The organism is Streptomyces microflavus, assembly GCF_014650075.1.
GTDB classification, from domain to species: domain Bacteria; phylum Actinomycetota; class Actinomycetes; order Streptomycetales; family Streptomycetaceae; genus Streptomyces; species Streptomyces microflavus.
The window spans coordinates 1-24856 of sequence record NZ_BMUG01000010.1; the positions used below are offsets into that span (position 1 = coordinate 1).

At 70.7% G+C, this 24856-nt stretch carries 25 protein-coding genes; 14 read left to right on the forward strand and 11 right to left on the reverse strand.

Annotated features, from left to right (window positions below; genetic code table 11):
• Positions 1 to 276: 276 nt before the first annotated feature.
• Both IE264_RS26935 and IE264_RS26940 read right to left on the reverse strand, forming a co-directional pair.
• Entirely contained in the window at positions 277 to 1131 is an 855-nt protein-coding gene (locus tag IE264_RS26935) for a hypothetical protein (protein WP_032760648.1), read from the reverse strand.
• A 223-nt stretch (positions 1132 to 1354) separates the two neighbouring features.
• A complete protein-coding gene (locus tag IE264_RS26940; RefSeq protein ID WP_032760650.1) occupies positions 1355 to 2200 on the reverse strand; it encodes a hypothetical protein in 846 nt (281 codons plus the stop codon).
• A gap of 183 nt (positions 2201 to 2383) precedes the next feature.
• On the opposite strand from IE264_RS26940, the gene IE264_RS26945 reads away from it, so the two are divergent.
• Positions 2384 to 3577, forward strand: a complete 1194-nt coding sequence (locus IE264_RS26945) for an RtcB family protein (protein WP_032760652.1) — start codon at positions 2384 to 2386, stop codon at positions 3575 to 3577.
• A 48-nt stretch (positions 3578 to 3625) separates the two neighbouring features.
• Here IE264_RS26945 and IE264_RS26950 read toward each other — a convergent pair whose 3' ends face one another.
• Complete coding sequence (locus IE264_RS26950) at positions 3626 to 4384, reverse strand: SDR family NAD(P)-dependent oxidoreductase (RefSeq protein WP_032760654.1); 759 nt, start codon at positions 4382 to 4384, stop codon at positions 3626 to 3628.
• Positions 4385 to 4582: 198 nt separating this feature from the next.
• Here IE264_RS26950 and IE264_RS26955 point away from each other — a divergent pair, with 198 nt between their 5' ends.
• Both IE264_RS26955 and IE264_RS26960 read left to right on the forward strand, forming a co-directional pair.
• A complete protein-coding gene (locus IE264_RS26955) occupies positions 4583 to 5188 on the forward strand; it encodes a hypothetical protein (protein WP_229887799.1) in 606 nt (201 codons plus the stop codon).
• Positions 5189 to 5206: 18 nt separating this feature from the next.
• Positions 5207 to 5914, forward strand: coding sequence for an AAA family ATPase (locus IE264_RS26960; protein WP_032760658.1), 708 nt, complete (start codon positions 5207 to 5209; stop codon positions 5912 to 5914).
• Here the strand turns inward: IE264_RS26960 and IE264_RS26965 are convergent.
• Both IE264_RS26965 and IE264_RS26970 read right to left on the reverse strand, forming a co-directional pair.
• The gene (locus IE264_RS26965) at positions 5904 to 6674 is read right to left on the reverse strand and encodes a Mut7-C RNAse domain-containing protein (RefSeq protein WP_032760660.1); all 771 of its coding nucleotides are present in this window, start codon (positions 6672 to 6674) and stop codon (positions 5904 to 5906) included. The genes IE264_RS26960 and IE264_RS26965 overlap by 11 nt on opposite strands.
• A gap of 84 nt (positions 6675 to 6758) precedes the next feature.
• Complete coding sequence (locus IE264_RS26970) at positions 6759 to 7586, reverse strand: helix-turn-helix domain-containing protein (protein ID WP_032760663.1); 828 nt, start codon at positions 7584 to 7586, stop codon at positions 6759 to 6761.
• A gap of 80 nt (positions 7587 to 7666) precedes the next feature.
• Here IE264_RS26970 and IE264_RS26975 point away from each other — a divergent pair, with 80 nt between their 5' ends.
• Positions 7667 to 8242, forward strand: coding sequence for a TIGR03086 family metal-binding protein (locus IE264_RS26975; protein WP_032760666.1), 576 nt, complete (start codon positions 7667 to 7669; stop codon positions 8240 to 8242).
• Here IE264_RS26975 and IE264_RS26980 read toward each other — a convergent pair.
• The 3 genes from IE264_RS26980 to IE264_RS26990 all read right to left on the reverse strand — a co-directional run bounded on the left by IE264_RS26980 (position 8175) and on the right by IE264_RS26990 (position 9740).
• Positions 8175 to 8495 (reverse strand): hypothetical protein, encoded by a 321-nt coding sequence (locus tag IE264_RS26980; protein WP_032760668.1) that lies wholly within the window; start codon positions 8493 to 8495, stop codon positions 8175 to 8177. The two genes, IE264_RS26975 and IE264_RS26980, sit on opposite strands and share 68 nt — an antisense overlap.
• 126 nt (positions 8496 to 8621) lie before the next feature.
• On the reverse strand, positions 8622 to 9143 hold the full coding sequence (locus IE264_RS26985) for a DUF4760 domain-containing protein (RefSeq protein ID WP_143675023.1): 522 nt from the start codon (positions 9141 to 9143) through the stop codon (positions 8622 to 8624).
• A 159-nt stretch (positions 9144 to 9302) separates the two neighbouring features.
• Positions 9303 to 9740 carry a hypothetical protein gene (locus IE264_RS26990; RefSeq protein ID WP_015609266.1) on the reverse strand — a complete coding sequence of 146 codons (438 nt, stop codon included), beginning with the start codon at positions 9738 to 9740 and terminating at the stop codon, positions 9303 to 9305.
• A 478-nt stretch (positions 9741 to 10218) separates the two neighbouring features.
• Between IE264_RS26990 and hemL the strand changes: the two genes are divergently transcribed.
• The 8 genes from hemL to ccsB all read left to right on the forward strand — a co-directional run bounded on the left by hemL (position 10219) and on the right by ccsB (position 19624).
• Entirely contained in the window at positions 10219 to 11490 is a 1272-nt protein-coding gene (gene hemL, locus IE264_RS26995; protein ID WP_078657667.1) for a glutamate-1-semialdehyde 2,1-aminomutase, read from the forward strand.
• Entirely contained in the window at positions 11487 to 12182 is a 696-nt protein-coding gene (locus tag IE264_RS27000) for a histidine phosphatase family protein (protein ID WP_015609264.1), read from the forward strand. Before hemL ends, IE264_RS27000 begins: the two co-directional genes overlap by 4 nt.
• Before the next feature lie 273 nt (positions 12183 to 12455).
• A complete protein-coding gene (gene fes, locus IE264_RS27005) occupies positions 12456 to 13898 on the forward strand; it encodes an enterochelin esterase (protein ID WP_032760674.1) in 1443 nt (480 codons plus the stop codon).
• Positions 13899 to 14006: 108 nt separating this feature from the next.
• Entirely contained in the window at positions 14007 to 15278 is a 1272-nt protein-coding gene (locus IE264_RS27010; protein ID WP_032760676.1) for a polysaccharide deacetylase family protein, read from the forward strand.
• 67 nt (positions 15279 to 15345) lie between these two features.
• Positions 15346 to 15948: a TlpA family protein disulfide reductase gene (locus IE264_RS27015; RefSeq protein WP_015609261.1), complete on the forward strand. Its 603-nt coding sequence runs from the start codon at positions 15346 to 15348 to the stop codon at positions 15946 to 15948.
• Positions 15949 to 15952: 4 nt separating this feature from the next.
• Entirely contained in the window at positions 15953 to 16762 is an 810-nt protein-coding gene (locus tag IE264_RS27020) for a cytochrome c biogenesis CcdA family protein (RefSeq protein WP_015609260.1), read from the forward strand.
• A 4-nt stretch (positions 16763 to 16766) separates the two neighbouring features.
• Complete coding sequence (gene resB, locus IE264_RS27025; RefSeq protein WP_032760678.1) at positions 16767 to 18554, forward strand: cytochrome c biogenesis protein ResB; 1788 nt, start codon at positions 16767 to 16769, stop codon at positions 18552 to 18554.
• Positions 18551 to 19624: a c-type cytochrome biogenesis protein CcsB gene (ccsB, locus tag IE264_RS27030; RefSeq protein WP_032760680.1), complete on the forward strand. Its 1074-nt coding sequence runs from the start codon at positions 18551 to 18553 to the stop codon at positions 19622 to 19624. Before resB ends, ccsB begins: the two co-directional genes overlap by 4 nt.
• A 65-nt stretch (positions 19625 to 19689) precedes the next feature.
• Here the strand turns inward: ccsB and IE264_RS27035 are convergent, their stop codons facing one another.
• Complete coding sequence (locus tag IE264_RS27035; protein WP_032760681.1) at positions 19690 to 21015, reverse strand: aldehyde dehydrogenase family protein; 1326 nt, start codon at positions 21013 to 21015, stop codon at positions 19690 to 19692.
• 129 nt (positions 21016 to 21144) lie between these two features.
• Positions 21145 to 21549, reverse strand: coding sequence for a PLD nuclease N-terminal domain-containing protein (locus IE264_RS27040; RefSeq protein ID WP_032760683.1), 405 nt, complete (start codon positions 21547 to 21549; stop codon positions 21145 to 21147).
• Between the two features lie 143 nt (positions 21550 to 21692).
• Here IE264_RS27040 and IE264_RS27045 point away from each other — a divergent pair, with 143 nt between their 5' ends.
• Positions 21693 to 23150, forward strand: coding sequence for a menaquinone biosynthesis decarboxylase (locus IE264_RS27045; RefSeq protein WP_032760684.1), 1458 nt, complete (start codon positions 21693 to 21695; stop codon positions 23148 to 23150).
• Positions 23147 to 24088 (forward strand): menaquinone biosynthesis prenyltransferase MqnP, encoded by a 942-nt coding sequence (gene mqnP / locus IE264_RS27050; RefSeq protein WP_032760685.1) that lies wholly within the window; start codon positions 23147 to 23149, stop codon positions 24086 to 24088. The genes IE264_RS27045 and mqnP overlap by 4 nt, the downstream gene beginning before the upstream one ends.
• Positions 24089 to 24112: 24 nt before the next feature.
• Here mqnP and IE264_RS27055 read toward each other — a convergent pair whose 3' ends face one another.
• On the reverse strand, positions 24113 to 24745 hold the full coding sequence (locus IE264_RS27055) for a rhomboid family intramembrane serine protease (RefSeq protein ID WP_032760687.1): 633 nt from the start codon (positions 24743 to 24745) through the stop codon (positions 24113 to 24115).
• Positions 24746 to 24856: the final 111 nt, after the last annotated feature.

Sequence of the window (24856 nt, forward strand, 5' to 3'; positions counted from 1 at the left end):
GCCCGCGAAACCGATCGCGGCGATGACCACCGCACCGGCGACGACGATTCCGATGAGTATCCGGTGCGTGCGTGTCAGCGGTATGGCGGCCACCGGCGCTCCCCTCCCCGACTTCTTCTCTCCCGGACCGGCATCCACGTCCGGCGCTGGCACAGCCTGGCACATGTGTGCGAGTGCCGTTGCGCGGGGAGGGGGGAAGCCCGGCCCTCCGAGGAGGACCGGGCTTCGGAAAAACGGTGCGCGGCCTGGGAGTTCGGCTCTCCGGGCCCGCTCAGGTCACGACTTGGCCGTGGCCTTCGAGGAGGCCTTCTTGTCGTCCTTCTTCCCGTCGTCCTCGGTCTTCCCGGCCGACGGGGTCTTCTTGGCGCCCCCGGCCGGCGGAGTGGCCTCCGCGCTGCCCGAACCGGCGGTGGCGCCGACCGCGGCGACCGCCTCCTTGGCCGCCTTCTGGGCGTCCTTGAGGATGTCCGCCGCGGACGGGGTCTTCGCCCCCGCGTAGCCCGCGCCGTTGTAGGTCAGGGTGACGACGACATTGCCCGTACGGGCCACGATCGTGGCGTTCTCGAAGTCCTCGTCCGTCTTGTTGAGGCTGTACGTGATCGCCGTGGCCTCGTCGCCGATGCCGGGGGCGGCGACCGCGGCGACCTTCTGCGCGCCCTCGCTCGCCTTCTCCTTGGTGATCTGCTTCGTGTAGTCCTCGGTGGCGCGCGCGGCGCCGCTGCCGAGCGACTGGTCCGAGCCGAAGCGGGTGAAGGCGACGTCCAGCCAGCGGTACTGCGAGCCCTTGACGCCCTTGTCGTCCAGGCCGTTCCACGAGCAGCTGCCCCGCACCGAGAGGTCGCTGGAGCGGCCTGCGGTGCCGCCCTTCTTCTTGGCCTCGGGCACCAGTTCCGCGATGGTCTTCTTCGCGATCGAGGTGCACGCGTCGGGCAGGTCGGTGAACTTCGCCGGCTCGACCGCGGGCTTCGTCGGCTTGGTGCTGCCGGTGCCGGACGACGAGGAGCCCGCGTTCTTCTTGCCTTCGGCGCCGGAGCCGGAGCCGGAGTCCGACGAGCAGCCGACGGCTACGAGCATCAGCGGAACGGCGGCGCAGGCGAGTATGCGGGACAGTCGCGGAGCTGATCGGTGCATGGTTCCTTCACTCGGACGGCACGGAGGTCTCGTTCGTGGAGGCTCGGTCGTGCGGTGTGCGGTCGGGCTCGTTGGCGGGCGGGCGGTGCGTCTTCGGACACCGTCCGGCGGATCTCCGGAGGCTTCCGGAGAGCCACGTTACGACGGGTGGCGGCTCCGCGGCGCCCCGGTCACGGACCCGGGCGGCCCGTGGACCGGCCGTCCGGAGGGGCCGGGAGCGGCCCTACTCGCTGATCACCTCGGCCAGCTTCCGGGCCAGTGCCTGGGCCTTGTCCTGCAGTTCCTTGCTGTCGGGCACCTTGGTGACGAGGGCCGGCTGCTCGCCGTACCGGACGGTCACGATCACGTTCGATGTGCGGAATACCACGCTCACCGTGCGGTGCTGTGCGGTGGAACCTGCCCGGGTGAGGAGATCGTCCAGAAATGCGGCATCTCCGAGCCCGTCGAGGACCCGCGGCCGGAGGTCCTCGCTGCCGCCGCCGGGCGCGCCCGGGGTGCCGGACGCGGTGCCGGAGGTGGAGCCGGACGCGGAGGGCGAGGGGCCGGCCGAGCCCTCGCCGCCGCCGGGCTTCCCGGTCCCTGTCTCTTCCCCTGCCGCGCTGCCCGCGGGCTTCTCCGGGGGCCCCGGGGGAGTGGTCACCCCCGACAGATCGGCGGCGGTCTCCTTCTTCGCGTACAGCGTGCGGGCGCGGTCGTCGTCGCTCACGGCGGGGTCGTACGACACGACGCGCTCGAAGTCGATCGAGAGGTTCCGGGTGGAGTCCGGCGCATCGGACTTCCAGCTGCAGCCGACCTTGCGGTCGGTGTCGTACGTGACGGTCGGCGACCCCCGGAACGCCTTCTCCTGCTGCTGCTGGGGAAGCTCCGCGACGCCCGGCAGCAGGTCCTTCAGCGTGGAGCCGGGTACGGCACGGCAGGGCGCGGGCAGGGTCCGGTACTTGCCCGGGGGCGCGGTGGTGACGGTGGGGCCGCCCGGCTTGCTGTCGGCGTCGCTCGCGCTGCCGTCGGAGCCGGCACTGCAGCCCACGGCGAGCGCTGCGAGGAGCGCGACGCCGGGTACGTACGCCATGTGTCGCACCGTCCCAGGCTCCCTTCGGTACGGAAAACATGTTGCCGCTCGGAGGCGGCCGATGGACACAATGTGTATCGCACGCGCCGCTGTGAATGCCGGTCGGCCGACTTGTTTGCCGACCTTGGGCCCGGTTTTGCGCTTTCAGTCTTTTCGGGGGAATCTCGGGGGAATCGAGGAGTTATGTCGTACGTAGAGGTGCCGGGGGCGAAGGTCCCCATCCGGATGTGGACCGATCCGGCGTCGGTCGAGGACGTCGCCATGCAGCAGCTGCGAAACGTGTCCACGCTGCCGTGGATCAAGGGTCTCGCCGTCATGCCGGACGTCCACTTCGGCAAGGGGGCCACGGTCGGTTCGGTGATCGCGATGCAGGGTGCGGTCTGCCCGGCCGCGGTGGGGGTCGACATCGGCTGCGGGATGTCCGCGGTCAGGACGTCCCTGACCGCAAACGATCTTCCCGGCGACCTGTCACGGCTGCGCTCCAAGATCGAACAGGCCATTCCGGTGGGCCGCGGGATGCACGACGGCGCCGTCGACCCGGGGAAGCTGCACGGGTTCCCGACGTCCGGGTGGGACGACTTCTGGGGGCGGTTCGACGGGATCGCGGAAGCGGTCAAGTTCCGTCAGGAACGTGCCACGAAGCAGATGGGAACGCTCGGATCAGGTAATCATTTTATCGAGTTCTGTCTCGATGAGACCGGTTCTGTCTGGTTGATGCTGCACTCCGGCTCGCGGAACATCGGCAAGGAGCTGGCCGACTTCCACATCGGCCAGGCGCAGAAGCTGCCGCACAATCAGGGTCTGATCGACCGGGACCTGGCGGTGTTCGTCGCGGACACCCCGCAGATGGCGGCCTACCGCAACGACCTCTTCTGGGCGCAGGAGTACGCGAAGTTCAACCGCGCGATCATGATGGGGCTCTTCCAGGACGTCGTCCGCAAGGAGTTCAAGAAGGCGCGGGTCACCTTCGAACCGGTCATCTCCTGCCACCACAACTACGTGGCGGAGGAGCGGTACGAGGGCATGGACCTGCTGGTCACCCGCAAGGGGGCGATCCGGGCCGGCTCCGGGGACTACGGGATCATCCCGGGCTCCATGGGCACGGGCTCGTACATCGTCAAGGGTCTCGGCAACGAGAAGTCCTTCAACTCGGCGTCCCACGGAGCGGGCCGGCGGATGAGCCGGAACGCCGCGAAGAAGCGCTTCTCGACCAAGGATCTGGAAGAGCAGACGCAGGGCGTGGAGTGCCGCAAGGACTCCGGGGTGGTGGACGAGATCCCCGGCGCCTACAAGCCGATCGAGCGCGTCATCGACCAGCAGCGGGACCTGGTCGAGGTCGTCGCGAAGCTTAAGCAGGTCGTGTGTGTGAAGGGCTGAGGCCCCATTGCCCCAGCCGCCTCACCACCGCCCGGTCCACCGCATCCGCTACAGGGTGCGGTGGACCTTCGTGTTGGAGGCCTGGGCGCGGGGGCGGACCACCAGGAGGTCGATGTTGACGTGGCTGGGGCGGGAGACGGCCCAGCCGATCGTGTCGGCCACGTCCTCGGCGGTCAGGGGGGCGTCCACGCCCGCGTAGACCTTGGCGGCCTTCTCGGTGTCGCCGCGGAAGCGGGTGGTGGCGAACTCGTCGGTCTTGACCATGCCGGGGGCCACCTCGATGACGCGGACCGGGGTGCCGACGATCTCCAGGCGCAGGGTCTCGGCCAGGACGTGTTCGCCGTGCTTGGCGGCCACGTAGCCGCCGCCGCCCTCGTAGGAGGAGAGAGCGGCGGTGGAGGAGAGGATCACGATCGTGCCGTCGCCGCTCGCGGTGAGGGCGGGGAGCAGGGCCTGGGTGAGGTTGAGGGTGCCGATGACGTTCGTCTCGTACATCTGACGCCAGTCGGCGGGGTCGGCGCTCGCCACCGGGTCGGCGCCCAGGGCGCCGCCCGCGTTGTTGACGAGCAGGGCCAGGGAGCGGAACGCGGTGGCGAACTCGTCCACGGCCGTGCGGTCGGTCACGTCCAGGGCGTAGGCCGTCGCCTCGTGGCCCGCCTCGGTGATCTCGGCGGCGAGCGCCTCGATCCGGTCCTTGCGGCGCGCGGTGAGTACGACCCGGTATCCGGCTGCTGCCAGCGTGCGGGCGGTCGCGGCGCCGATGCCGCTGCTCGCGCCGGTGATGACGGCGATGGGGGTGGCGGTCATGGCGATCTCCTCGGGCAGTTGATCGGTAACGGGGCAAGAATATGCAGCCGTTGCCCGCCCGGTCTGCCCCGCCTCCACGGACCGGACAGGGGGCCTCGGGGAGCCGTTCGGGGTTCCCCGTGGGCTGTGCGGGTGGGTAAGAGCGCGTCGGATCCGTCATTTAATAGGGTTATTCGGTGTGATCGGTATGTTCCAGGCATGGGACTGACGCGTAGAGGACTGCTGATGCCACTGTCCGCCGCCGCGGCGATGGCGGCGGCGATGACCGTACTGGTGGCGGCCGTGGTGCCGGGGGCGGCCGCTTCGGCCGGGACCTCCCCCGAGACGCCGACTTCCGGGGCGCCGACATCCGGCGTGCCGGCGTCCGAGGCGCCTGTGCCCGAGGCGCCTGTTGGTGAGGTGGTCGGGGCTGCTCCCCTGCCCGAGGCTGACCTCTCCCACCACGGGTACGTCTCCTTCTCGGGCGGCCACATCGCGATCCGGATCCGCAGCGAGAACCTGGGGCCCTCCGATGTGACCGCCTCGACCGTACGGCTGCGCTTCTCCGCGCCGCTGGCAGTGACCCAGGAGCTGCCGTACGGCTGCCTCCGGTCCGGAAAGGCCACCGTGCTCTGCGAGACGGGCGGGCTGCGTTCCGGTGGCGGGGCCCGGCAGACCGCGCTCGACCTGGAGCCGGCGGGCGGCCCGGACGAGGTGATCGTGCGGCTCGACACCGTCTGGAACGGCGGGGTGCGGGACACGGACCCCAAGAACAACGTGCATCAGGTGCTCGCACCCGCCACGGGGGATGCGTACGCCTTCTGAACCGGTGATCATGGTGAGGTGATCGTCGAACGCGCGTATGCCCATGTGGACTCCCCCGATCCGGGGGAGTGGCCCTGGTCGGTGCCGTGCGTGCGGCAGTTCCTCGCCGAGGGGCTGCGGTTCCGGGCCCCGGTGACCTTCCTGGTGGGCGAGAACGGGTCGGGGAAGTCCACGCTGGTGGAAGCCCTCGCCGAGGGGTTCGGGCTGGACTCGTACGGCGGGTCGCTCGACTGGAAGTACGCGACCTCGCGGGGCAAGTCCGTGCTCGGTGAGCGCGTCCGCTTCGACGCGGCGCCCCGGGGGCGGCGGATGGTGGGCAGCCGGTCCGCGCGCAAGGGGTTCTTCCTGCGCGCGGAGACCGCCCTGGACGCGTTGGAGCGGGAGAATCTCGGGCCGGACTCCCTCAGCCACGGGGAGGGGTTCCTCGCGGCCTTCCGGGAGAAGTTCGTGGTGCCGGGGCTGTACGTCATGGATGAGCCGGAGGCCGCGCTCTCCTTCGGCTCCTGCCTCGAACTCCTCGGGCACATGGACCAGTTGGTGAAGGCGGGCGGCCAGGTGGTGTGTGCCACGCACTCACCGCTGCTCACCGCGCTGCCGGGCGCCGACATCGTGCAGGTGGGGGAGGACGGCATGGAGCGGGTGCGATGGGCGGACCTGGCCCTCGTCGACCACTGGCGGCGCTACCTCGCCGACCCGCGGGCGTATCTGCGGCACATCACCGGTTGAGGCCGTCGCCCTGCGCCTCCGCTCGATACGCCGCCGCGCCGCCGAACTCCCGTACCGCGTCGGCGACGATCGTCTCCAGATGGCCGTGGTGCGCGCCCCGCCAGTACACCCGGGCGCACGCCGTGCACTGGGCGAACACGTCGTACGCCTGTTGCGTGCCGTGCTCCAGCAGATCGCTCACCGCGTCCTTGTCCGCCTCCGCCAGCGTCCCGTTGCAGGCGGTGCAGCGGGTCCACGGGGCGAGGTGCGGGGCGAAGCGGCCGAGGATGTCGCGGAGCTGCTCCTGGGGGCGGTCGCTGTAGACGTACGCCCCCGCCCAGAGCTCCCGGCGGCGCAGCAGCCCGCGGTCCCGGGAGAGCAGGACGCGCCGCTCCCGCGCGGAGAGGGCGGCGAGCGCGGGGTCGCCGATGTCCTCGCTCTCGTACGCCGCGTCCACGCCCAGGAGCCTCAACCGGCGTGCCAGTGTGCCGAGATGGACGTCGAGGAGGAAGCGCAGGGGCGCGCCGGGGACCTGCTGGGGGCGCTCGATCCCCCGTACGTCGATGTGTTCGCCCGGTCCCGGGACGTGCGAGCGGGCCACCGGTTCGCCGTTCACCAGCAGGGTGCCGGCCTCGGTGAGCGGGACGCCGAGGGACTCGATGACGTGGCCGAGGGTGGAGGCGCCGTCGGTGGTGAGCCGGGTGGGGCCTCCGCGGCGCTCGTGGGGGACGAAGAGTCGCAGCTCAGGGGCTACTTCGAGGGTGATCTCGGGTCCGTTCACCGGGTCAGGATGTCACCGGGGAGGGGCGGGCTGCCAGGGAATTGGCGGGCTTACGGTGGGTCGGGCCGCCAGGAGTTGGCGGGCTTACGGCGGTGGTGGCGTGAAGACCGTCGGTGGCACGCCCACCGTCGCGGTGAAGTCCCGTACGAGGTGGGCCTGGTCGCTGTAGCCGAGGTCGGCCGCCAGCCGTGCCCAGTCCACGGTCGGTTCGGACTCGGCGCGCTCCAGCGCCTCGTGGATGCGGTAGCGGAGGATGACCCACTTGGGCCCGACGCCGACGTACGCGGAGAAGAGCCGCTGCAGCGTACGGGGGGAGAGCCCCGCGCTCCGTGCGAGCTGCCCGACCCGGCGCACCGAGCGGTCCGTGCGTACCCGGTCGACCAGCTCCATCGCCAGCGTGGCCTGCGGGTCGGGCCGGGGTTCCAGGGCGAGCAGGCAGGCGTCGAGTGCGCGGACCCGGGCGTCCTCGTCGGCCGGGTCCAGGACCGCGCCGACGGGCGGGGGCGTACGGAGCACCTCAGCGGCGTCGGTCCGGCGCCCGGTCAGGTCGCTCAGGGCGTGCTCCGGCGCGAACGGGCGGAATCCGCCGGGCCGGAACTGCACCCCGCAGACCCGCCCGCGCCCTGTCAGCTTCTGGGTGAAGAGCCCGAGGCCGATGCCCGCCACCTCGGCGTACCCGGCTCTCTCGCGGGCGCTCTCCCCGGCCTCGTACCGCTGGAGGACGAGGTTGACCGACGGGTGCGGGACGACGTGGGCGGCGTACGGCTGGTCGAGGTCCCAGTCGATGAGCCAGTAGTGCTCCAGGTACGGGCGCAGTGCGGGGGCGGGCTCGCGGCGGCGGAAGCGGACGCGGGTGAACAGGTCCGGGGCGTCCACGATGCCCCGGGTGTCGCGGCGAGGTCCGGCGGCCATGACGTCGATCCTAAGGAGCCCGTGGGGGCCTGTCGCGTTTCTTCAAGACGCGGGCGGTCCGGAAGGGGAGCGTGGGATCCATGACACAGACGATCAGTGCATTGCTGGAAGCCGCCGCGGACCGGGCCCTGCCCGTGGTGCGGGGCATCGACGACGGGCAGCTGGACCGCCGTACGCCGTGCGGGGAGTACGACGTACGGGCGCTGGTGAACCACCTGTTCCAGGTGGTCGTGAACTTCCAGGCCCTCGCGGCCCGTGAGGAGGCGGATTTCGGCCAGGAGCCGGACTTCGTGACGGGTGACTGGCGGGGCAGGTTCGGTGCGGAGACCGCCCGGCTGGTGCAGGCGTGGGGCGTGCCGGGTGCGGAGGAGGGCACGACCGGGCAGATGGGGCTGCCGGCCCGGACGGTGGGTCTGATGGTGCTCGGTGATCTGACCGTGCACGCGTGGGACCTGGCGCGGGCGACGGGCGCGGAGTTCGCTCCGGACCCGGGTGTGGTCGAGGAGGTGGGCCCGGGGCTGGCGGCCCTGGCGCCGCAGGCCCGGGAGATGAAGGTGTTCGGCGAGCCGTTCCCGGTGGGGGCCGGGGCTACGGCTTTCGAGCGGGTGCTGGCCGTGACGGGACGCGATCCGGGGTGGCGTCCGGCCGGGGGCTGAGGGCGGCGGGCCGGCCGGCGGCGGGGGCCTGGGCGGCCGGGCGGTCGTAGAGGGGGCCGAGTGCGGCGTACGCGTCGTCGACGATCTCCTCGGCCAGGAGCAGCATGTCCTGCTCGGCGAGGCGGGCCGCGCGGTGGGTGTACGGGGACGGCGGGGCGGGGTGCCTGCGGCGCCACCAGCAGTCGCAGGCCGCGTAGATACCGCTGGCGAAGACGAGTACGGGGATGGAGAGGGCCAGCAGCACATCGCCCACGGCGGACCTCCTTGAGGGTCGGTGTCCTCTCCATCGGCGTTTCGGGCGGGTGGGCTGAAGACCGGACTTCAGCCATTTATTTGGCGTGAAGGGACCGCGAACGCGAAGGGACCGCCAGCACCTTCGTCAATGCCCGGCGGGCGGAAGCCGCCACAGGTGCGTTGCTGCCCGGGCTCGGTCCGCCGGAGTCTCGCGGACGAGGTGGTACAGGTTCTCGAAGTATTCCTGCCAGCGATTCGGATCCGGCATAGCGTTCTGTGCCCGCTTGTCACGCTCCGCTTGCACCAGCGGTCGCATGCTTTCCCAGACGGAGATCACCGATCCGCCGAGGTATCCGGAGACGGGTTCGATGTCGACCACCCCATGAGCGACCAGAGCCCCGAGATTGTCGTAGAACCAGGCCAGTTCACGGACCAGATCCCGATCCCGTTCCGGCAGCCCGGCCAGCCCGGCTGAAAGATCATGGGCAGGCAGCCGCTCGTGCACGACTTGCCGCGCCTGCGCCAGCCGTTCGCTCCGATGTTCGCGGAAGAGGTCTACAAGGACCGGCAGCGTGTTGGCATGCTCAGTCAGTCGCAATTGCCGAAATGAGACGGCTCCGGTCACAGCCAGTGCTACCAGCGATACCACTAACGCCGCGATCTCCACTGTGCCCCCCAATACCAGCCGTTGCCCTCACAAGCCCTTCCCGTCTCCATGCTGAGGCCGCGCGCAACGGGACGGGACCCTGTCGACAGAGCGGGTGTGGCTGCAGCGCGACAGGTCAACCGGTTGTCGGCGCCCGCCCGTCAGCCGGGCTCCGGTGGGTCAGGGCCAGACCAGGCAGTACGCCTGGTGCCCGGCGTCGTGCAGCCGGTGGGAGAAGTCCTGCCACTCGTGGAGCAGCTGGTAGACGTTGAAGGCGTCGCGCGGGCCGCCGCGGTCGGGGACCGTGGACCAGATGAAGGCCGCCGCGCCGACCGCTTCCTCGCCGACGCCGCGCAGCGGGTCGACGACGGTCATGGGGAGCTTGACCACCGCGTAGTCGGGGTGGAGGACGACCAGTTCCAGCGGGGGGACCTTGTGCAGGGGTATGCCCTGGATGCCGGTCAGGACCATGGCGGCCACCGTCTCCGGCTTGATCTTGGTGAACATGCCGCCCATGCCCAGCTCGTCGCCGCCCAGCTCCTCGGGGCGCATCGAAATGGGCACCCGTGCGGCGGTCGCTCCGTCCGGGGCGCCGAAATACTTGTAGGTCACCCCCATCCCGCCACTGCTCCTGCTCCCGGGGGGCGGTGTGCTCTCCGCGCCCCTGCCCTGTGCGCGCTCGGCCCTTCGCCGGTGCCGCCCTCGCCGGGCAGGCTCGGGCCCCAGGTCGTCGGTCCCTTCGCCCACTCCGCCACCGCGATGCATATCTCATCCACCCGACTACTTCTTAGGAGACACAGCCCCCGCCGCGCAACCCGATCATCGTGTCAGTGACCTCCCCCACGGGCGTGCGGTGAAACACCTGTCCGCAAGACCGTCCGTGCCTCTGACACCATGGCATGTGTGAGCTTTCCCTGTGTCGCCCCAGTTTCGCAGACGTGAGGGGGCCGACGCTCTTCCGTGATACGAGGGGAGCGCGCTCCCTGCTCACCGGTGGCCGGGATTACCTTGGACTTTCCGGCCCGGCCTCCCGATACCCGAATCGCAGATCAGGACCAAAGTGGCGTATTCATACGAAGCCCCAGTTTCGCAGTCGCTGTTCGACCGGGCGTCCGTCGTGACGCCCGGCGGCGTGAACTCACCCGTGCGTGCCTTCCGGGCCGTGGGCGGTACGCCCCGGTTCATGGTGTCCGGCACCGGTCCGTACCTCACCGACGCCGATGGCCGGGAGTATGTCGACCTCGTCTGCTCGTGGGGGCCGATGATTCTCGGACACTCCCACCCCGAGGTCATCGCCGCCGTCCAGGAAGCGGTCTCCCGGGGCACGTCCTTCGGTACGCCGGGTGAGGGCGAGGTCGCGCTGGCCGAGGAGATCGTGGCGCGGATCGAACCGGTGGAGCAGGTCCGCCTGGTCTCCTCCGGCACCGAGGCGACGATGTCCGCGATCCGGCTGGCGCGCGGTTTCACCGGCCGGTCCAAGGTCGTGAAGTTCGCCGGCTGCTACCACGGGCACGTGGACGCCCTGCTGGCCGCCGCGGGCTCCGGCCTCGCCACCTTCGGCCTCCCCGACACGCCCGGTGTCACGGGCGCCACGGCCCGGGACACCGTCGTGCTGCCGTACAACGACCTGGACGCCGTGCGGGCCGCCTTCGCCGCGCACCCCGGCGAGATCGCCTGTGTGATCACCGAGGCCTCGCCCGGCAACATGGGCGTCGTCCCGCCCGCCGACGGCTTCAACGCGGGGCTCAAGGAGCTCTGCGCGGCGGACGGCGCCCTGTACATCTCCGACGAGGTCATGACGGGCTTCCGTACGTCGAAGGCCGGCTGGTACGGCGTCGACGGCGTCAGCCCCGACCTGATGACCTTCGGCAAGGTCATGGGCGGCGGCTTCCCCGCCGCGGCCTTCGGCGGCCGCGCCGACGTGATGGCGCACCTCGCCCCGGTCGGCCCCGTCTACCAGGCGGGCACCCTCTCCGGGAACCCGGTCGCCACCGCCGCCGGCCTCGCCCAGCTGCGGCTGCTCGACGACGCGGCGTACGCGAAGATCGACGCGGTCTCCGCCGAACTGCGCTCCCTTGTAGGTGACGCGTTGACCAAGGAAGGCGTCGCGCACACCGTCTCCTCGGCGAGCAACATGTTCTCGGTCTTCTTCACGGACGAGCCGGTCCGTAACTACGACGACGCCAAGAAGCAGGAGGCCTTCCGCTTCACCGCCTTCTTCCACTCGATGCTGGAGCAGGGCGTCTATCTGCCGCCCTCCGCCTTCGAGTCCTGGTTCGTCTCCACCGCCCACGACGAGCGGGCGGTCGAGCGCATCGCCGCCGCCCTGCCCGCCGCCGCCCGTGCCGCATCGGAGGCCACCGCATGAGCAGCGGGAACGGAAGCCGCAAGGACATCACCGTGGTGCACCTGGTGCGCCACGGCGAGGTGCACAACCCGGACGGTGTGCTGTACGGGCGGCGCACCGGCTACCACCTCTCCGAGCTGGGCCGGCAGATGGCCGACCGGGTCGCCGGCCACCTGGAGAAGCGCGACATCACCCATGTCGTCGCCTCCCCGCTCGAGCGCGCCCAGGAGACGGCCGAGCCCGTCGCCAAGTCGCACGGCCTGGACCTGGCCACCGACGCCCGGCTCATCGAGGCCGCCAACGTCTTCGAGGGCAAGACCTTCGGTGTCGGTGACGGGGCGCTGCGCAAGCCGGACAACTGGAAGCACCTCACCAACCCGTTCCGGCCGTCCTGGGGCGAGCCGTACATCGAGCAGGTCGTCCGCATGATGGGCGCGCTGGACGCGGCCAAGGACGCGGCGCGCGGGCACGAGGCGGTCTGCGTCAGCCACCAGCTGCCGATCTGGATCGTCCGCTCGTTCGTGGAGCGCCGCCGGCTCTGGCACGACCCGCGCAAGCGGCAGTGCACGCTGGCCTCGCTCACCAGCTTCACGTACCAGGGCGACCGCATCGTCTCGGTCGGCTACTCGGAGCCGGCCCGGGACCTGGTGCCCGCGCATCTGCTGGCCGGGGCGAAGCCGGTGAAGGGGAAGTCGAAGGCCTTCGGCGCGTAAGCCCCTCACGCGCCGCGAACATACGGGACCGACCGCCACCGCGCGGCCGGTCCCGTTCTCGTATGCGGTGTGGCGCGGGAGGTGCGGGAAGTGGCGGTGCGGGAGGGGCGGGAAGTGCCGGTGCCGGAGGGGCGGGAAGTGCCGGTGCGTTAGATTAGGTTAGCCTAAGCTAAGTTGGCTCTGACGAGAACGGTGGAGCGATGACGCACCCTGCCCCGACCCCCCTCCCCGACCCGAGACGGGCGCCGCGGTCCAGCCCGGTGAGGCACGCCGATGAGTGACTGTACGGACGTGGACGCCACCCCCCGGCCGGTCACCGGCCCCCGGTTGACCCGGCTCGCCCGGCAGCTCGAAGCCGCCCGGGACCCCGCCGCCCGGGACGCCCTGACCGAGGCCTTCTGGGCCGAGGCCGCCCGCACCGGCACCCCCCTCGTCGAGGAGCTCGACGACGCCCCCGGCCACCGGGCCGTCACCTTCCTGTGGCGCGGCCACCGCGCCACCCGCCGGGTCCTGCTGATGGCCCCGGGCCTCACCGGGCACGACCGGCTCGCCGACTCCCTCCTGCGCCACCTGCCCGGCACCGACATCTGGCACCTCGGCCTCCGGCTGCGCGCCGACCACCGCGGCTCCTACCGGATGGTGGCCGACATCTCCGCCGGGGCCGCCCCCGCCGATCCCGCCCTGCTGCAGCGGCGGCTGCTGGCGCTGCGGGCGCACGGCGGGGCCGACCCGCTCAACCCGGCCCGGATAGCGACCCGTTGGCGTGACGCGCAGGACTCGGTCTTCGCCCTGCCCGAGGCCCCGCCCCAGCCCTGGACCGCCCGGCGGCCCGCTGTCCCGCGCGGCGGCGTCGAGCGCCACGCCGTCGCGGCCGGTGTCCTCGGCGCCGAGCGGGACGTGTGGGTCTACCTGCCGCCCGCCGCCGTCCCGTACCGGCCGGCGCACGGGCCCGGGGAGCAGGGCCGCCTGCCCCTGCTGGTGCTCTGCGACGGCGACATGTGGTTCGACCGGCTCGGCCTCCAGGACACCCTGGACGCGCTGATCGCCGACGGGCTCCTCCCGCCGCTGGCGGTCCTCGCCCCGGACGCCGTCGGCACCGCCACGCGCAGGCTGGAGCTGGGCGGCCGGGAGAGCTATGTCTCCTTCCTCGCCGACGAGGTGGTGCCCTGGGCGAGCGCCCGGTGGCCGCTGACCGCGCGGGCGGACCGGACGGTGGTGGCCGGTCAGGGGCTCGGCGGGATGACCGCGCTGTACGCCGGCCTCACCCGGCCCGAGCGGTTCGGCGGGATCGTCGCGCAGTCCCCGTCGCTGTGGTGGCGGCCGGGCCTGGAGCCCGGGGCCGTGGCGCCGGACGCGATCGGCACCCCCTGGCTGGCCACGCTCGCCGCCGGCCTCCGCGACGGACTCCCGGCCGGACGGGGCCCGGTGCGCGGGGCCGCCGTCCACTTCGATGTCGGCCTGCACGAGGGGGCCATGGCGGAACACACCGAGGCCCTCCAGGCGGTGCTGCGCGCCCGGGGTCACCGGGTCACCCGCAATCTCCACAACGGCGGCCACGACTACGCCTGCTGGCGCGGGTTCCTGGCGGACGCCCTGGTGGAGCTGATGGGGAGCAGCCTTGACGTGGACGCGGCAGAGTCCCAGGGTGGGACGGGCGCTGCCCACCGCTCGGCCGGGCGCCCCTCAGGGCTGCCCGCAGGCCCCGCCACAAGGTAAAGCGTATTGAAAGTCCCCAATTGCACGGAACCGTCGTGTTGTCCAAGGCCTCTCACCCATCAGCAGTTTGTATGGCCTTGAGATAAAACGACCGCAGATGGGGACGACATGCGCGACATCAATCGAAGGGGACTGCTCGGCGCGGGGCTCGGCACCGCCGCCGCGATCGGACTCGCGGGCTGTGGTTTCTCCACTTCCTCCGGCTCGGCGGAGGGCGGCCGGTCCGATGACGGCGGCGGTGGCAAGGGTGACACCGGCAACGCCGGCAAGGGCAGCGGAAACGGTTCGCCGAAGAACAAGGCCCGGCTGATCGGCGACGGCTCCACCGCCGACACCGGAAAGCAGCCCCATCAGCCCGCCGCCCCCGTCCCGCTCGAACCCGGTCAGACGCCGCCGCAGTTCGTGATCTTTTCCTGGGACGGCGCGGGCGAGGTCGGCAACGGGCTGTTCCCGCGCTTTCTCGATCTCGCGAAAGAGCACGACGCCGCGATGACCTTCTTCCTCTCCGGGCTGTATCTGCTGCCCGAGTCGAAGAAATCCCTCTACCGTCCCCCGAACAACCCCCGCGGCGCCTCCGACATCGGCTATCTCACCGACGGCCATGTCAAGGACACGCTGAAGTACGTGCGCCAGGCCTGGCTGGACGGCCATGAGATCGGCACCCACTTCAACGGGCACTTCTGCGGCGGTTCCGGTTCCGTCGAACGCTGGACCTCCGCGCAATGGCGGAGCGAGATCGATCAGGCCATGTCGTTCGTCACGGAATGGCGGACCAACACCGGCTGGGAGAACGAGGACCCGCTGCCGTTCGACTACCGAAAGGAGTTGATCGGCGGGCGCACCCCCTGTCTGCTCGGCCAGGACAATCTTCTGCCGACCGCGAGCAAACTGGGGTGGCGTTACGACGCCAGTTCGCCCGGCGGCCGCCAGATGTGGCCCGTGAAGCGCGGTGGTGTCTGGGATCTGCCGCTGCAGGGGATGCCGTTCCCCGGCCACTCCTTCGAGGTCCTCTCGATGGACTACAACATCCTCGCCAATCAGTCGAAGAATTCGACCAAGGGCATGCCCTCGCGCTATCCCGGCTGGCGCAAGCAGGCCGCAGGCGCGTATCTCGCCGGTTTCGAGCGCGCCTACACGACGAACCGCGCGCCCTTCTTCATCGGCAATCACTTCGAGGAGTGGAACGGCGGCATCTATATGGATGCCGTGGAAGAAGTGATCAAGAAGACGGCCGGCAAGAAGGATGTGCGGCTCGTCTCCTTCCGGCAGTTCGTCGACTGGCTGGACGTGCAGGATCCCGCCGTCCTCGCCAAGCTCCGCACCCTGGAGGTCGGACAGTCGCCCGCAGGCGGCTGGAACTCCTTCTTTAAACAGGCTTGACAAGGGGCTTTACGGGCACCGAGGGGGGTGCGGGAGATCGCCGGAACTGCCATGCGAAACTTTTCACATGAGCTTTGGCCGCGCATCCCGACGCCGCTTCACCCTGCTCGCCGCCACCGCCGTGGCCGGTGCCCTGACGCTGACCGCGTGCGGTGACGGCAACAAGGCCCAGGGCGGCGGCAACACCAACTTCGTCACCGGCAGCGGGGGCATCTCCACCGTCGCGAAGGGGGAGCGCCCCGAGGCTCCGAAGCTCCAGGGCAAGGGCCTGGACGGCAAGCCGCTCGACCTCGCCGACTACAAGGGCAAGGTCGTCGTGCTCAACGTCTGGGGCTCCTGGTGCGGCCCCTGCCGCCTGGAGGCGAAGTACTTCGCGAAGGTCTCCGAGGAGACCGCCGATCAGGGCGTGCAGTTCCTGGGGATAAACACCCGGGACGCGCAGCGGGACCCCGCGGTGAACTTCGAGAAGGACTACGGGATCACCTACCCGAGCTTCTTCGACCCGATCGGCAAGCTCATCCTCCGTTTCCCCAAGGGCACCGTGAACCCGCAGGCCATCCCCTCGACGGTGGTCGTCGACCGGGACGGGAAGATCGCGGCCCGCACGCTCCAGCCGCTGGACGCCGAGCAGCTGCACGAGATGATCGACCCGATCATCGCGGAGAAGTGATCCGGTGATCCCGCTCGCCACCCACCACGGCACCGCCCTGCTCGCCGGGCACGAGTCCACGCTCACGCTCGCCTCGGCCAACGAGACCGTCCTGAGCGGGACCCTGCTGGTCTCCCTGCCCATCGCCCTGCTGGCCGGTCTCATCTCGTTCTTCTCGCCCTGTGTGCTGCCGCTCGTCCCCGGCTATCTGAGTTACGTCACCGGGGTCACCGGCACCGACCTGGCCGAGGCCCGGCGCGGCCGGGTCGTGACGGGCGCGGCGCTCTTCGTCCTCGGCTTCACCGTGGTCTTCGTCTCGGGCGGAGCGCTCTTCGGCTTCTTCGGCCGGGAGCTCCAGATGCACGCCGAGGTGATCAACAAGGTCCTCGGGGTCCTGATGATCCTCATGGGCGTCTTCTTCATGGGGTTCCTGCCGGGCGTCACCCAGCGAGAGTTCCGCATCCACAAGCGGCCGGTGAGCGGCCTGGCCGGGGCACCGCTGCTCGGCGCCCTCTTCGGGATCGGCTGGACGCCGTGCATGGGCCCGACGTTCGCCGCGGTGAGCACGCTCGCGTTCAACGAGGGCACGGCCGGACGCGGCGCGATACTGACGGTCGCGTACTGTCTCGGACTCGGTGTCCCGTTCGTCCTGGCCGCGGTCGCCTTCCGCAGGGCACTCGGAGCGTTCGGCTGGGTCAAGCGCCACTACGCGTGGGTGATGCGGATCGGCGGCGGCATGATGATCGTGACCGGGATCCTGCTGCTGACCGGCGTGTGGGCGACGCTCATGCAGCAGATGCAGACCTGGTCCAACGGCTTCACTGTGGGGATCTGAGTTCATGGGCAAGACGAACACCACGGACACCGGCGCGGGCGCCACCGCGGCCGAGCGCGAGCAGGAGCGCGTCGACAGCGCGGCCGGCGAGCGGCTCTCCACCGCGCCCCGCGAGGAGCGGCCCGAGACCGGGCCCCAGACGGGTACCGGCGTCCCCGCCATGGGGGTGGTCGGCTGGATCCGCTGGTTCTGGCGCCAGCTCACCTCGATGCGGGTCGCGCTGATCCTGCTGTTCCTGCTCTCCCTCGGCGCCATCCCCGGCTCGCTGATCCCGCAGACCAGCGTGGACGACCTGAAGGTCCAGAACTTCAAGGACCAGCACACCACGCTCTCCCCGATCTACGAGAAGTTCCAGCTCTTCGACGTCTACAGCTCGGTGTGGTTCTCCGCGATCTACATCCTGCTGTTCGTCTCCCTCATCGGCTGCATCGTGCCGCGCACCGGCCAGTTCGTCGGCCAGCTCCGCAGCCGCCCGCCGGGCGCCCCGAAGCGGCTGACCCGGCTGCCCGCGTACACCACCTGGCGCACGGAGGCCGGGCCCGAGGAGGTCCGCGAGGCGGCCCTCGGCGTGCTGGGCAAGCGGCGCTTCCGGACCCACACGGTGGGCGACGCGGTCGCCGCCGAGAAGGGCTACCTCCGTGAGGCCGGGAACCTGGTCTTCCACGTCGCACTGATCGTGATGCTGGTGGCCTTCGCCGCCGGGCAGCTCTTCAAGTCCGAGGGCGGCAAGCTGGTCGTGGAGGGCGACGGCTTCGCCAACACGCTGACCCAGTACGACGACTTCAAGTCCGGCTCGCTCTACGACACGGACTCGCTGGCCCCCTTCAGCTTCGTCCTGGACGACTTCGTCGGCACGTACGAGGAGAGCGGCCCGCAGCGCGGCACGCCCCGCACCTTCGAGGCCCGGGTGAAGTACACCGAGGGCGTCGAGGGGCCCGAGCGCAAGGGCGTCATCCGCGTCAACGAGCCGCTCGTCGTGGACGGCACCAAGGTCTATCTCATCGCCCACGGCTACGCCCCGGTCGTCACCGTCCGGGACGGCAAGGGCAAGGTCGTCTCGCGGAACTCCGTACCGCTGCTGCCGATCGACAACAACATCACCTCCACCGGTGCCATCAAGGTGATGGACGGCTACCGGGACAAGAACGGCGTCAAGACGCAGCTCGGCTTCAAGGCCTTCTTCGTGCCCACCTTCGCGGGCGAGGGCAAGGGCCAGATGTTCTCGCAGTTCCCCGGGGCGGAGTACCCGGTGCTGGCGCTGAGCGCCTACAGCGGCTCCCTCGGGGTGGACTCCGGCCTGCCGCAGAACGTCTACCAGCTCGACACGTCCAAGATGAATGAGTTCAAGAACGAGGACGACGAGCTGCTCAAGAAGATGCTGCGCCCCGGTGAGAAGCTGGACCTGCCCGACGGCGGCGGCTCGATCACCTTCGACGGCATCGAGGAGTGGGCGAGCTTCCAGATCTCGCAGCAGCCGGGCAACGGCCTCGCGCTCGGCGGCGCCGTCGCCGCCATCGCCGGACTCGCCGCCTCGCTGTTCATCCAGCGCCGCCGGGTCTGGGTCCGGGCGGTCCGGGGCGCCGACGGGGTGACCGTCGTGGAGATGGCGGGCCTCGGCCGCAGCGAGTCCGCGAAGCTCCCCGAGGAGCTGGGCGACCTCGCGGCCGCCCTGATCACGACGGCGCCGGTCGCGCCGGAGAAACCTGACGCGCCGGAGAATCCTGACACGAACGAGGCCGGGAGCCGGCCCGTACACCCTGCTGAAGCACCTGCCGAAGGGGCTGAGAAGTGAATCTCGCCGCCGCAACCAACGAGAGCCTGGCGCACACCAGCAATGTGCTGATCTATTCGTCGATGGCCGTCTACACCCTGGCCTTCTTCGCGCACATCGCGGAGTGGGTCCTCGGCAGCCGCAGCAAGGTCGGCCGCACGGCCGCCGCGCTGTCCGGCGCGGCAGGCTCCGCCGCCGCCCCGGTGGTCGTCCAGGCCGGCTCCACCGCCGTGCTGGAGCGGCCGAAGGTCGTCACCCGCGCCGCCGCCGGCACCCGTGACGTGCCCGACGGGCCGGGCGCCGCGGGCGGCACGTTCAAGGGTGACCTGTGGGGCCGGATCGCGGTCTCGCTGACCGTGGTGGCCTTCGTCGTGGAGGCGGGCGGTGTCATCACCCGCGCCCTGTCGGTGCAGCGGGCCCCCTGGGCCAACATGTACGAGTTCTCGATCACCTTCTCCACCGTGGCGGTCGGCGCGTACCTGGTGCTGCTCGCGCTGAAGAAGAACGTCCGCTGGATCGGCCTCCCGCTGGTCACCACGGTCCTGCTGGACCTCGGCATCGCGGTCACGACGCTCTACACCGACAGCGACCAGCTGGTGCCCGCACTGCACTCGTACTGGCTGTGGATCCACGTCTCGACCGCGATCATCTGCGGCGCCGTCTTCTACCTCGGTGCGGTCGGCACGGTGCTCTACCTCTTCCGCGACAGCTACGAGAACAAGATCGCCTCCGGGGGTACGCCGGGGAAGTTCGCCGCCTCCGTCATGGAGCGGCTGCCCTCCGCGTCGTCGCTGGACAAGTTCGCGTACCGCATCAACGCGGCCGTCTTCCCGCTCTGGACGTTCACGATCATCGCGGGCGCGATCTGGGCGGGCGACGCCTGGGGCCGGTACTGGGGCTGGGACCCCAAGGAGGTCTGGTCCTTCATCACCTGGGTCGCCTACGCCGCCTACCTGCACGCCCGCGCCACGGCCGGCTGGAAGGGCCGCAAGGCCGCCTACCTTGCGCTCGTCGCCTTCGCCTGCTGGCTGTTCAACTACTACGGCGTGAACATCTTCGTCACCGGTCTGCACTCCTACGCCGGGGTCTGAGACCGCGTACGTGCGAAGGCGCCCCGGACGGCATCCGAAACCGTCCGGGGCGCCTTCGTACGTCGTCAGCGCAGCGGGGTGTCCAGGACCGCCTTGCGGTGGCTGAACGTCTCCAGGGAGTAGCGGCCGTGGTAGCTGCCCATGCCGCTCTCGCCGACCCCGCCGAACGGCAGGTCCGAGACGGTCAGATGGGCCAGCGGCAGCCCGATGCCGACCCCGCCCGACGAGGTCTCGGCCAGCAGCCGCTCCCGTACGGCGGGGGAGTCGGTGAACGCGTACAGCGCCAGCGGCTTGTCCCGGTCGTTGATGAAGCCGATCGCCTCGTCCAGGCCGTCCACCGTGACCAGCGGCAGGATCGGGCCGAAGATCTCCTCGCCCATCACGGGCGCGTCCGGCGCCACATCGGCGAGGACGGTCGGCGCGATGTACTTCGTCTCCCGGTCGTGGGCGCCGCCGGTCACCGCGGTGCCGGAGCCGAGCAGGGCCGTCAGCCGGTCGAAGTGGCGCTCGTTCACGATCCGCCCGTACTCCGGGTGCTCGGCCGGGTCCGCCCCGAACAGCCCCTCCACCGCGGCCGCCAGCGCCTCTGCGAGGGCCGGGGCGGTCTCCGGGTCGGTCAGCACGTAGTCGGGGGCCACACAGGTCTGCCCGGCGTTGAGGAACTTCCCCGAGGCGAGCCGCCCGGCCACGGCCTTCAGGTCCGTACCCCGGTCGACGAAGACCGGGGACTTGCCGCCGAGCTCCAGGGTGACCGGGGTGAGGTGCTTGGCGGCGGCCGTCATGACGATCCGGCCGACCGTGCCGTTGCCGGTGTAGAAGATGTGGTCGAAGTGCTGCTCCAGCAGGGCGGTGGTCTCCTCGACCGCGCCCTCCACGACCCCGACGGCGTCCGTGTCCAGATACCGCGGCAGCAGCCCGGCCACGGCGGCGGAGGTCGCGGGCGCCAGCTCGCTGGGCTTGACCACCACGCAGTTCCCGGACGCCAGGGCGCCCACGACGGGGGCGAGCAGCAGCTGCACCGGGTAGTTCCAGGGCGCGATGACCAGGACGACCCCCAGCGGGTCCAGCACGGTGTGCGCGGTGGCACCGGTGGGGGCGAGGTGCGGCGGTACGGGGGCGGGCTCGGGCCGCAGCCAGTCGGCGAGGTGCTCCAGCGTGTGGTCGATCTCCCGGACCGTGAAGTCGATCTCGGTCCGGTACGCCTCCTTGCGGCTCTTGCCCAGGTCGGCGCGGAGGGCCGCCGCGAGGTCGTCCCCGTGCTCGGTGAGCAGGGCGCGCAGCCGCTCCAGCTGCCCGGTGCGCCAGGCGAGGTCCTTGGTGCGGCCGGTGCGGAAGGTGGCGCGGAGGCGGGCGACGAGCTCGGCAGGGGACTCGGCGGGCGTTTCGGACATGTGGGGGGCTCCTCAGGAGGGTGACGCGTGCGGTGCCTGCGTTACCCCTTCGAGGATGGCCGAAGCCACCCCCGGGACGCGCCCACCGCGCCGGTCGGAAAGATCACCCCTGCCCGGAGGAATAGCCCGTCAGGAAGTGGGCGGGGTCTTGTCGTCGGGGCCCGTACCGCCGTTGCGGCGCTTGAGCTCCTCCTCGGCCTCGGCCTTCCTGGACTCCGCCTCCGCCTCGGCCTTCCTGGCGTCCTTGTCGTCCTTGAGCGACTTCAGGAAGTCGGGGTTGTCGTCCGGGGCCACCCACTGCTGCCGCCTGCCCCGCTGCCACGAGGAGGGGCCGGTGCCGGTGCCGGTGGCCGCGTTGCGGCGGGCCTTGCCGGCGACGAGCCACACAACCGGGCCGACGATCCAGAACAGCAGGATGATGAAGACCCAGGCGATCTTCGGAAGATGCTTGGTGTCCTCCTCCGAGGTGTTCAGGCAGTCGATGAACGCGTAGATCGTCAGAGCCAGCGGGACGATGAACAACAGGGCTCTCATGGTGCGTCCCCCAGTGAGCGGCGGCGGGGCTCGGTGTTTCCCCGGTGTCGCGGCCAGGGTACCGGCTGGCCGCCGCCGATCCGGGGCCCGGCGGCGGGGAGCCCCGGCGGGGCCGGGCGGAGGGGGATGACAAACTGGACCGCATGGCTTACGACGATCTCCGCTCCCTGCTCCGGGCTCTTGAACGCGATGGTGATCTCAAGCGCGTCAAGGCCGAGGTCGATCCCTACCTGGAGGTCGGTGAGATCGTCGACCGGGTGAACAAGGCGGGCGGCCCCGCCCTGCTGTTCGAGAACGTCAAGGGGTCCTCGATGCCCCTGGCCATGAACGTCTTCGGCACCGACCGGCGCCTGCTCAAGGCCCTCGGGCTGAAGTCGTACAGCGACATCAGCGACAAGATCGGCGGGCTGCTCAAGCCGGAACTGCCGCAGGGCTTCGTCGGCGTACGGGAGGCCTTCGGCAAGCTCGGCTCGATGGTCCACGTACCGCCGAAGAAGGTGAAGTCGGACGACGCGCCGGTCCAGGAGGTCGTGCTGACGGGCGACGACGTCGACCTGGACCAGCTGCCCGCGCTCTTCACCTGGCCCGGCGACGGAGGCTCCTTCTTCAACCTGGGCCTCACCCACACCAAGCACCCCGAGACCGGCATCCGGAACCTGGGGCTCTACCGGCTCCAGCGCCACGACAAGCGCACGATCGGGATGCACTGGCAGATCCACAAGGACTCCGCCAACCACTACCAGGTCGCCGCCCGGCGCGGTGAGCGGCTGCCCGTCGCCATCGCCTTCGGGTGCCCGCCCGCCGTGACGTACGCCTCCACCGCGCCGCTGCCCGGGGACATCGACGAGTACCTCTTCGCCGGGTTCGTCCAGGGCAAGCGGATCGAGATGGTCGACTGCAAGACCGTGCCGCTCCAGGTCCCCGCCCAGGCCGAGGTCGTCATCGAGGGGTGGCTGGAGCCGGGCGAGATGCTGCCGGAGGGCCCGTTCGGGGACCACACCGGCTTCTACACCCCGCAGGAACCGTTCCCCGCACTGACCATCGACTGCGTCACCATGCGGAAGCGGCCGCTGCTCCAGTCCATCGTGGTGGGCCGGCCGCCGACCGAGGACGGGCCGCTGGGCCGGGCCACGGAGCGGTTCTTCCTGCCGCTGCTGAAGATCATCGTGCCGGACATCGTGGACTACCACCTCCCCGAGGCGGGCGGTTTCCACAACTGCGCGATCGTCTCGATCGACAAGAAGTACCCGAAGCACGCGCAGAAGGTGATGAGCGCGATCTGGGGCGCGCACATGATGTCGCTGACCAAGCTGATCGTGGTCGTCGACTCCGACTGCGACGTGCACGATCTGCACGAGGTCGCCTGGCGGGCGCTCGGCAACACCGACTACGCCCGGGACCTGACGGTCACCGAGGGCCCGGTCGACCACCTGGACCACGCCTCCTACCAGCAGTTCTGGGGCGGCAAGGCGGGCATCGACGCCACCCGGAAGCTGCCCACGGAGGGCTACACCCGGGACGGGGGCTGGCCGGAGATGGTCGAGTCCGACCCGGAGACGGCGGCGAAGGTCGACCGCCGCTGGAAGGAGTACGGACTGTGAGCAGTGCGGCAGAGGCGGCGGCGTCCGTACCCGGTTCCGCGCCGTCGGACAGCTCGGACAGCTCGAACAGCAAGGTGAAGTCGTTTCTGCGGCTGGTGATGATCGAGCACTCGGTCTTCGCGCTGCCCTTCGCCTACATCGCCGCGCTGACCGCGATGTTCCAGCTCGACGGCACGATCCACTGGGGCGTCCTGCTGCTCGTCACGCTCGCGATGGTGGGGCTGCGGACGTTCGCCATGGCCGCCAACCGGATCATCGACCGGGAGATCGACGCCCGTAACCCGCGCACCGCGGGCCGCGAGCTGGTCACCGGTGCGGTGTCGGTGCGGTCGGCGTGGACGGGGGCGCTCGTCGCGCTCGCGGTCTTCCTGGGAGCCGCCGCCCTGCTCAACCCGCTCTGCCTGGTGCTGGCGCCGCTCGCGGTGGTGCCGATGGTGGTCTATCCGTACGGCAAGCGGTTCACGAACTTCCCGCACGCGATCCTGGGGCTCGCGCAGGCCATCGGGCCGATCGGCGCGTGGCTCGCGGTGACCGGCAGCTGGTCGTGGGACGCGGTGATCCTGGGGCTGGCCGTCGGCATCTGGATCGGTGGCTTCGACCTGATCTTCGCCTGCCAGGACGTCCAGGCGGACCGGGCCCACGGGGTGCTCTCCTTCCCGGCGCGCTTCGGTATCCCGGCGGCGCTCTGGGGCGCGCGGGTCTGTCACGTGATCACGACGGGGCTGCTGGTCTGGTTCGGCCTGGCGACGGACGCCGAGGTCTTCTACTGGATCGGCATGGTGATCGTCGCGGTGGCGTTCGTCTACGAGCACCGGGTGGTGCGGCCGCACGACCTGTCCCGGCTGAACCGCGCCTTCTTCTCCGTCAACGGCTTCATCGGCATGGCGCTCTTCGCCTGCGCCCTGCTCGACCTGCTGCTGCGCGGCCTGACCCCGTAACGGGGCCGCTGCCGGGCGGGTGGCTCAGACGGTGACCAGGTTGTCCGGGCCGCGGCGCGCGGGCGGGCGGCGGAAGAAGAAGGCCGCCGCCACGCCGCCCATCAGCCCGAAGAGGTGGCCCTGCCAGCTGACGCCCGAGTCGGTGGGCAGGACGCCCCAGAGCAGCGAGCCGTAGACCACGGCGACGCCGATGCCTATCAGGACGTCCCAGGGGCGCCGGTCCACGAAGCCGCGGACCAGCAGATAGCCCAGCAGCCCGAAGACCACGCCGGAGGCGCCGAGCGTCACCGTGAACGCGGGGGCGGTCAGCCAGACACCGACGCCGCTGACCAGGATGATCGTCACGACGACGGCGGCGAATCTGCGCAGCCCGCCGAGGGCGGCGATGAAGCCGAGGACCAGCAGCGGGACGCTGTTGGAGGCGACGTGCTCCCAGCCGCTGTGCAGGAACGCGGCGGGCACCACGTCACGCAGCTCCGCCATCTCGCGCGGGCTGATGCCATAGGTGTCGAGTGCGTGTCCGGTCGCCACGTCGATCCCTTCGAGGATCCACAGCAGAGCGACCCAGCCCACCATCAGGATGCCGGCCGTGAGCGCCCGTGCGCCGCCGGTCGTGGTGGAGCCGGTGTTGCGGTCGGTTGTCCAGTAGTCGCCCATGGTCTGCCCCTGCCCCCGGGTTGCCGTCATCTGTGGAACGTCCCGGGCCGCCGCCCGGTTCCGGGTGCGGGGTGCCGGGGTGTGCCGGATAGGCTCGCTGATGTGGAATCC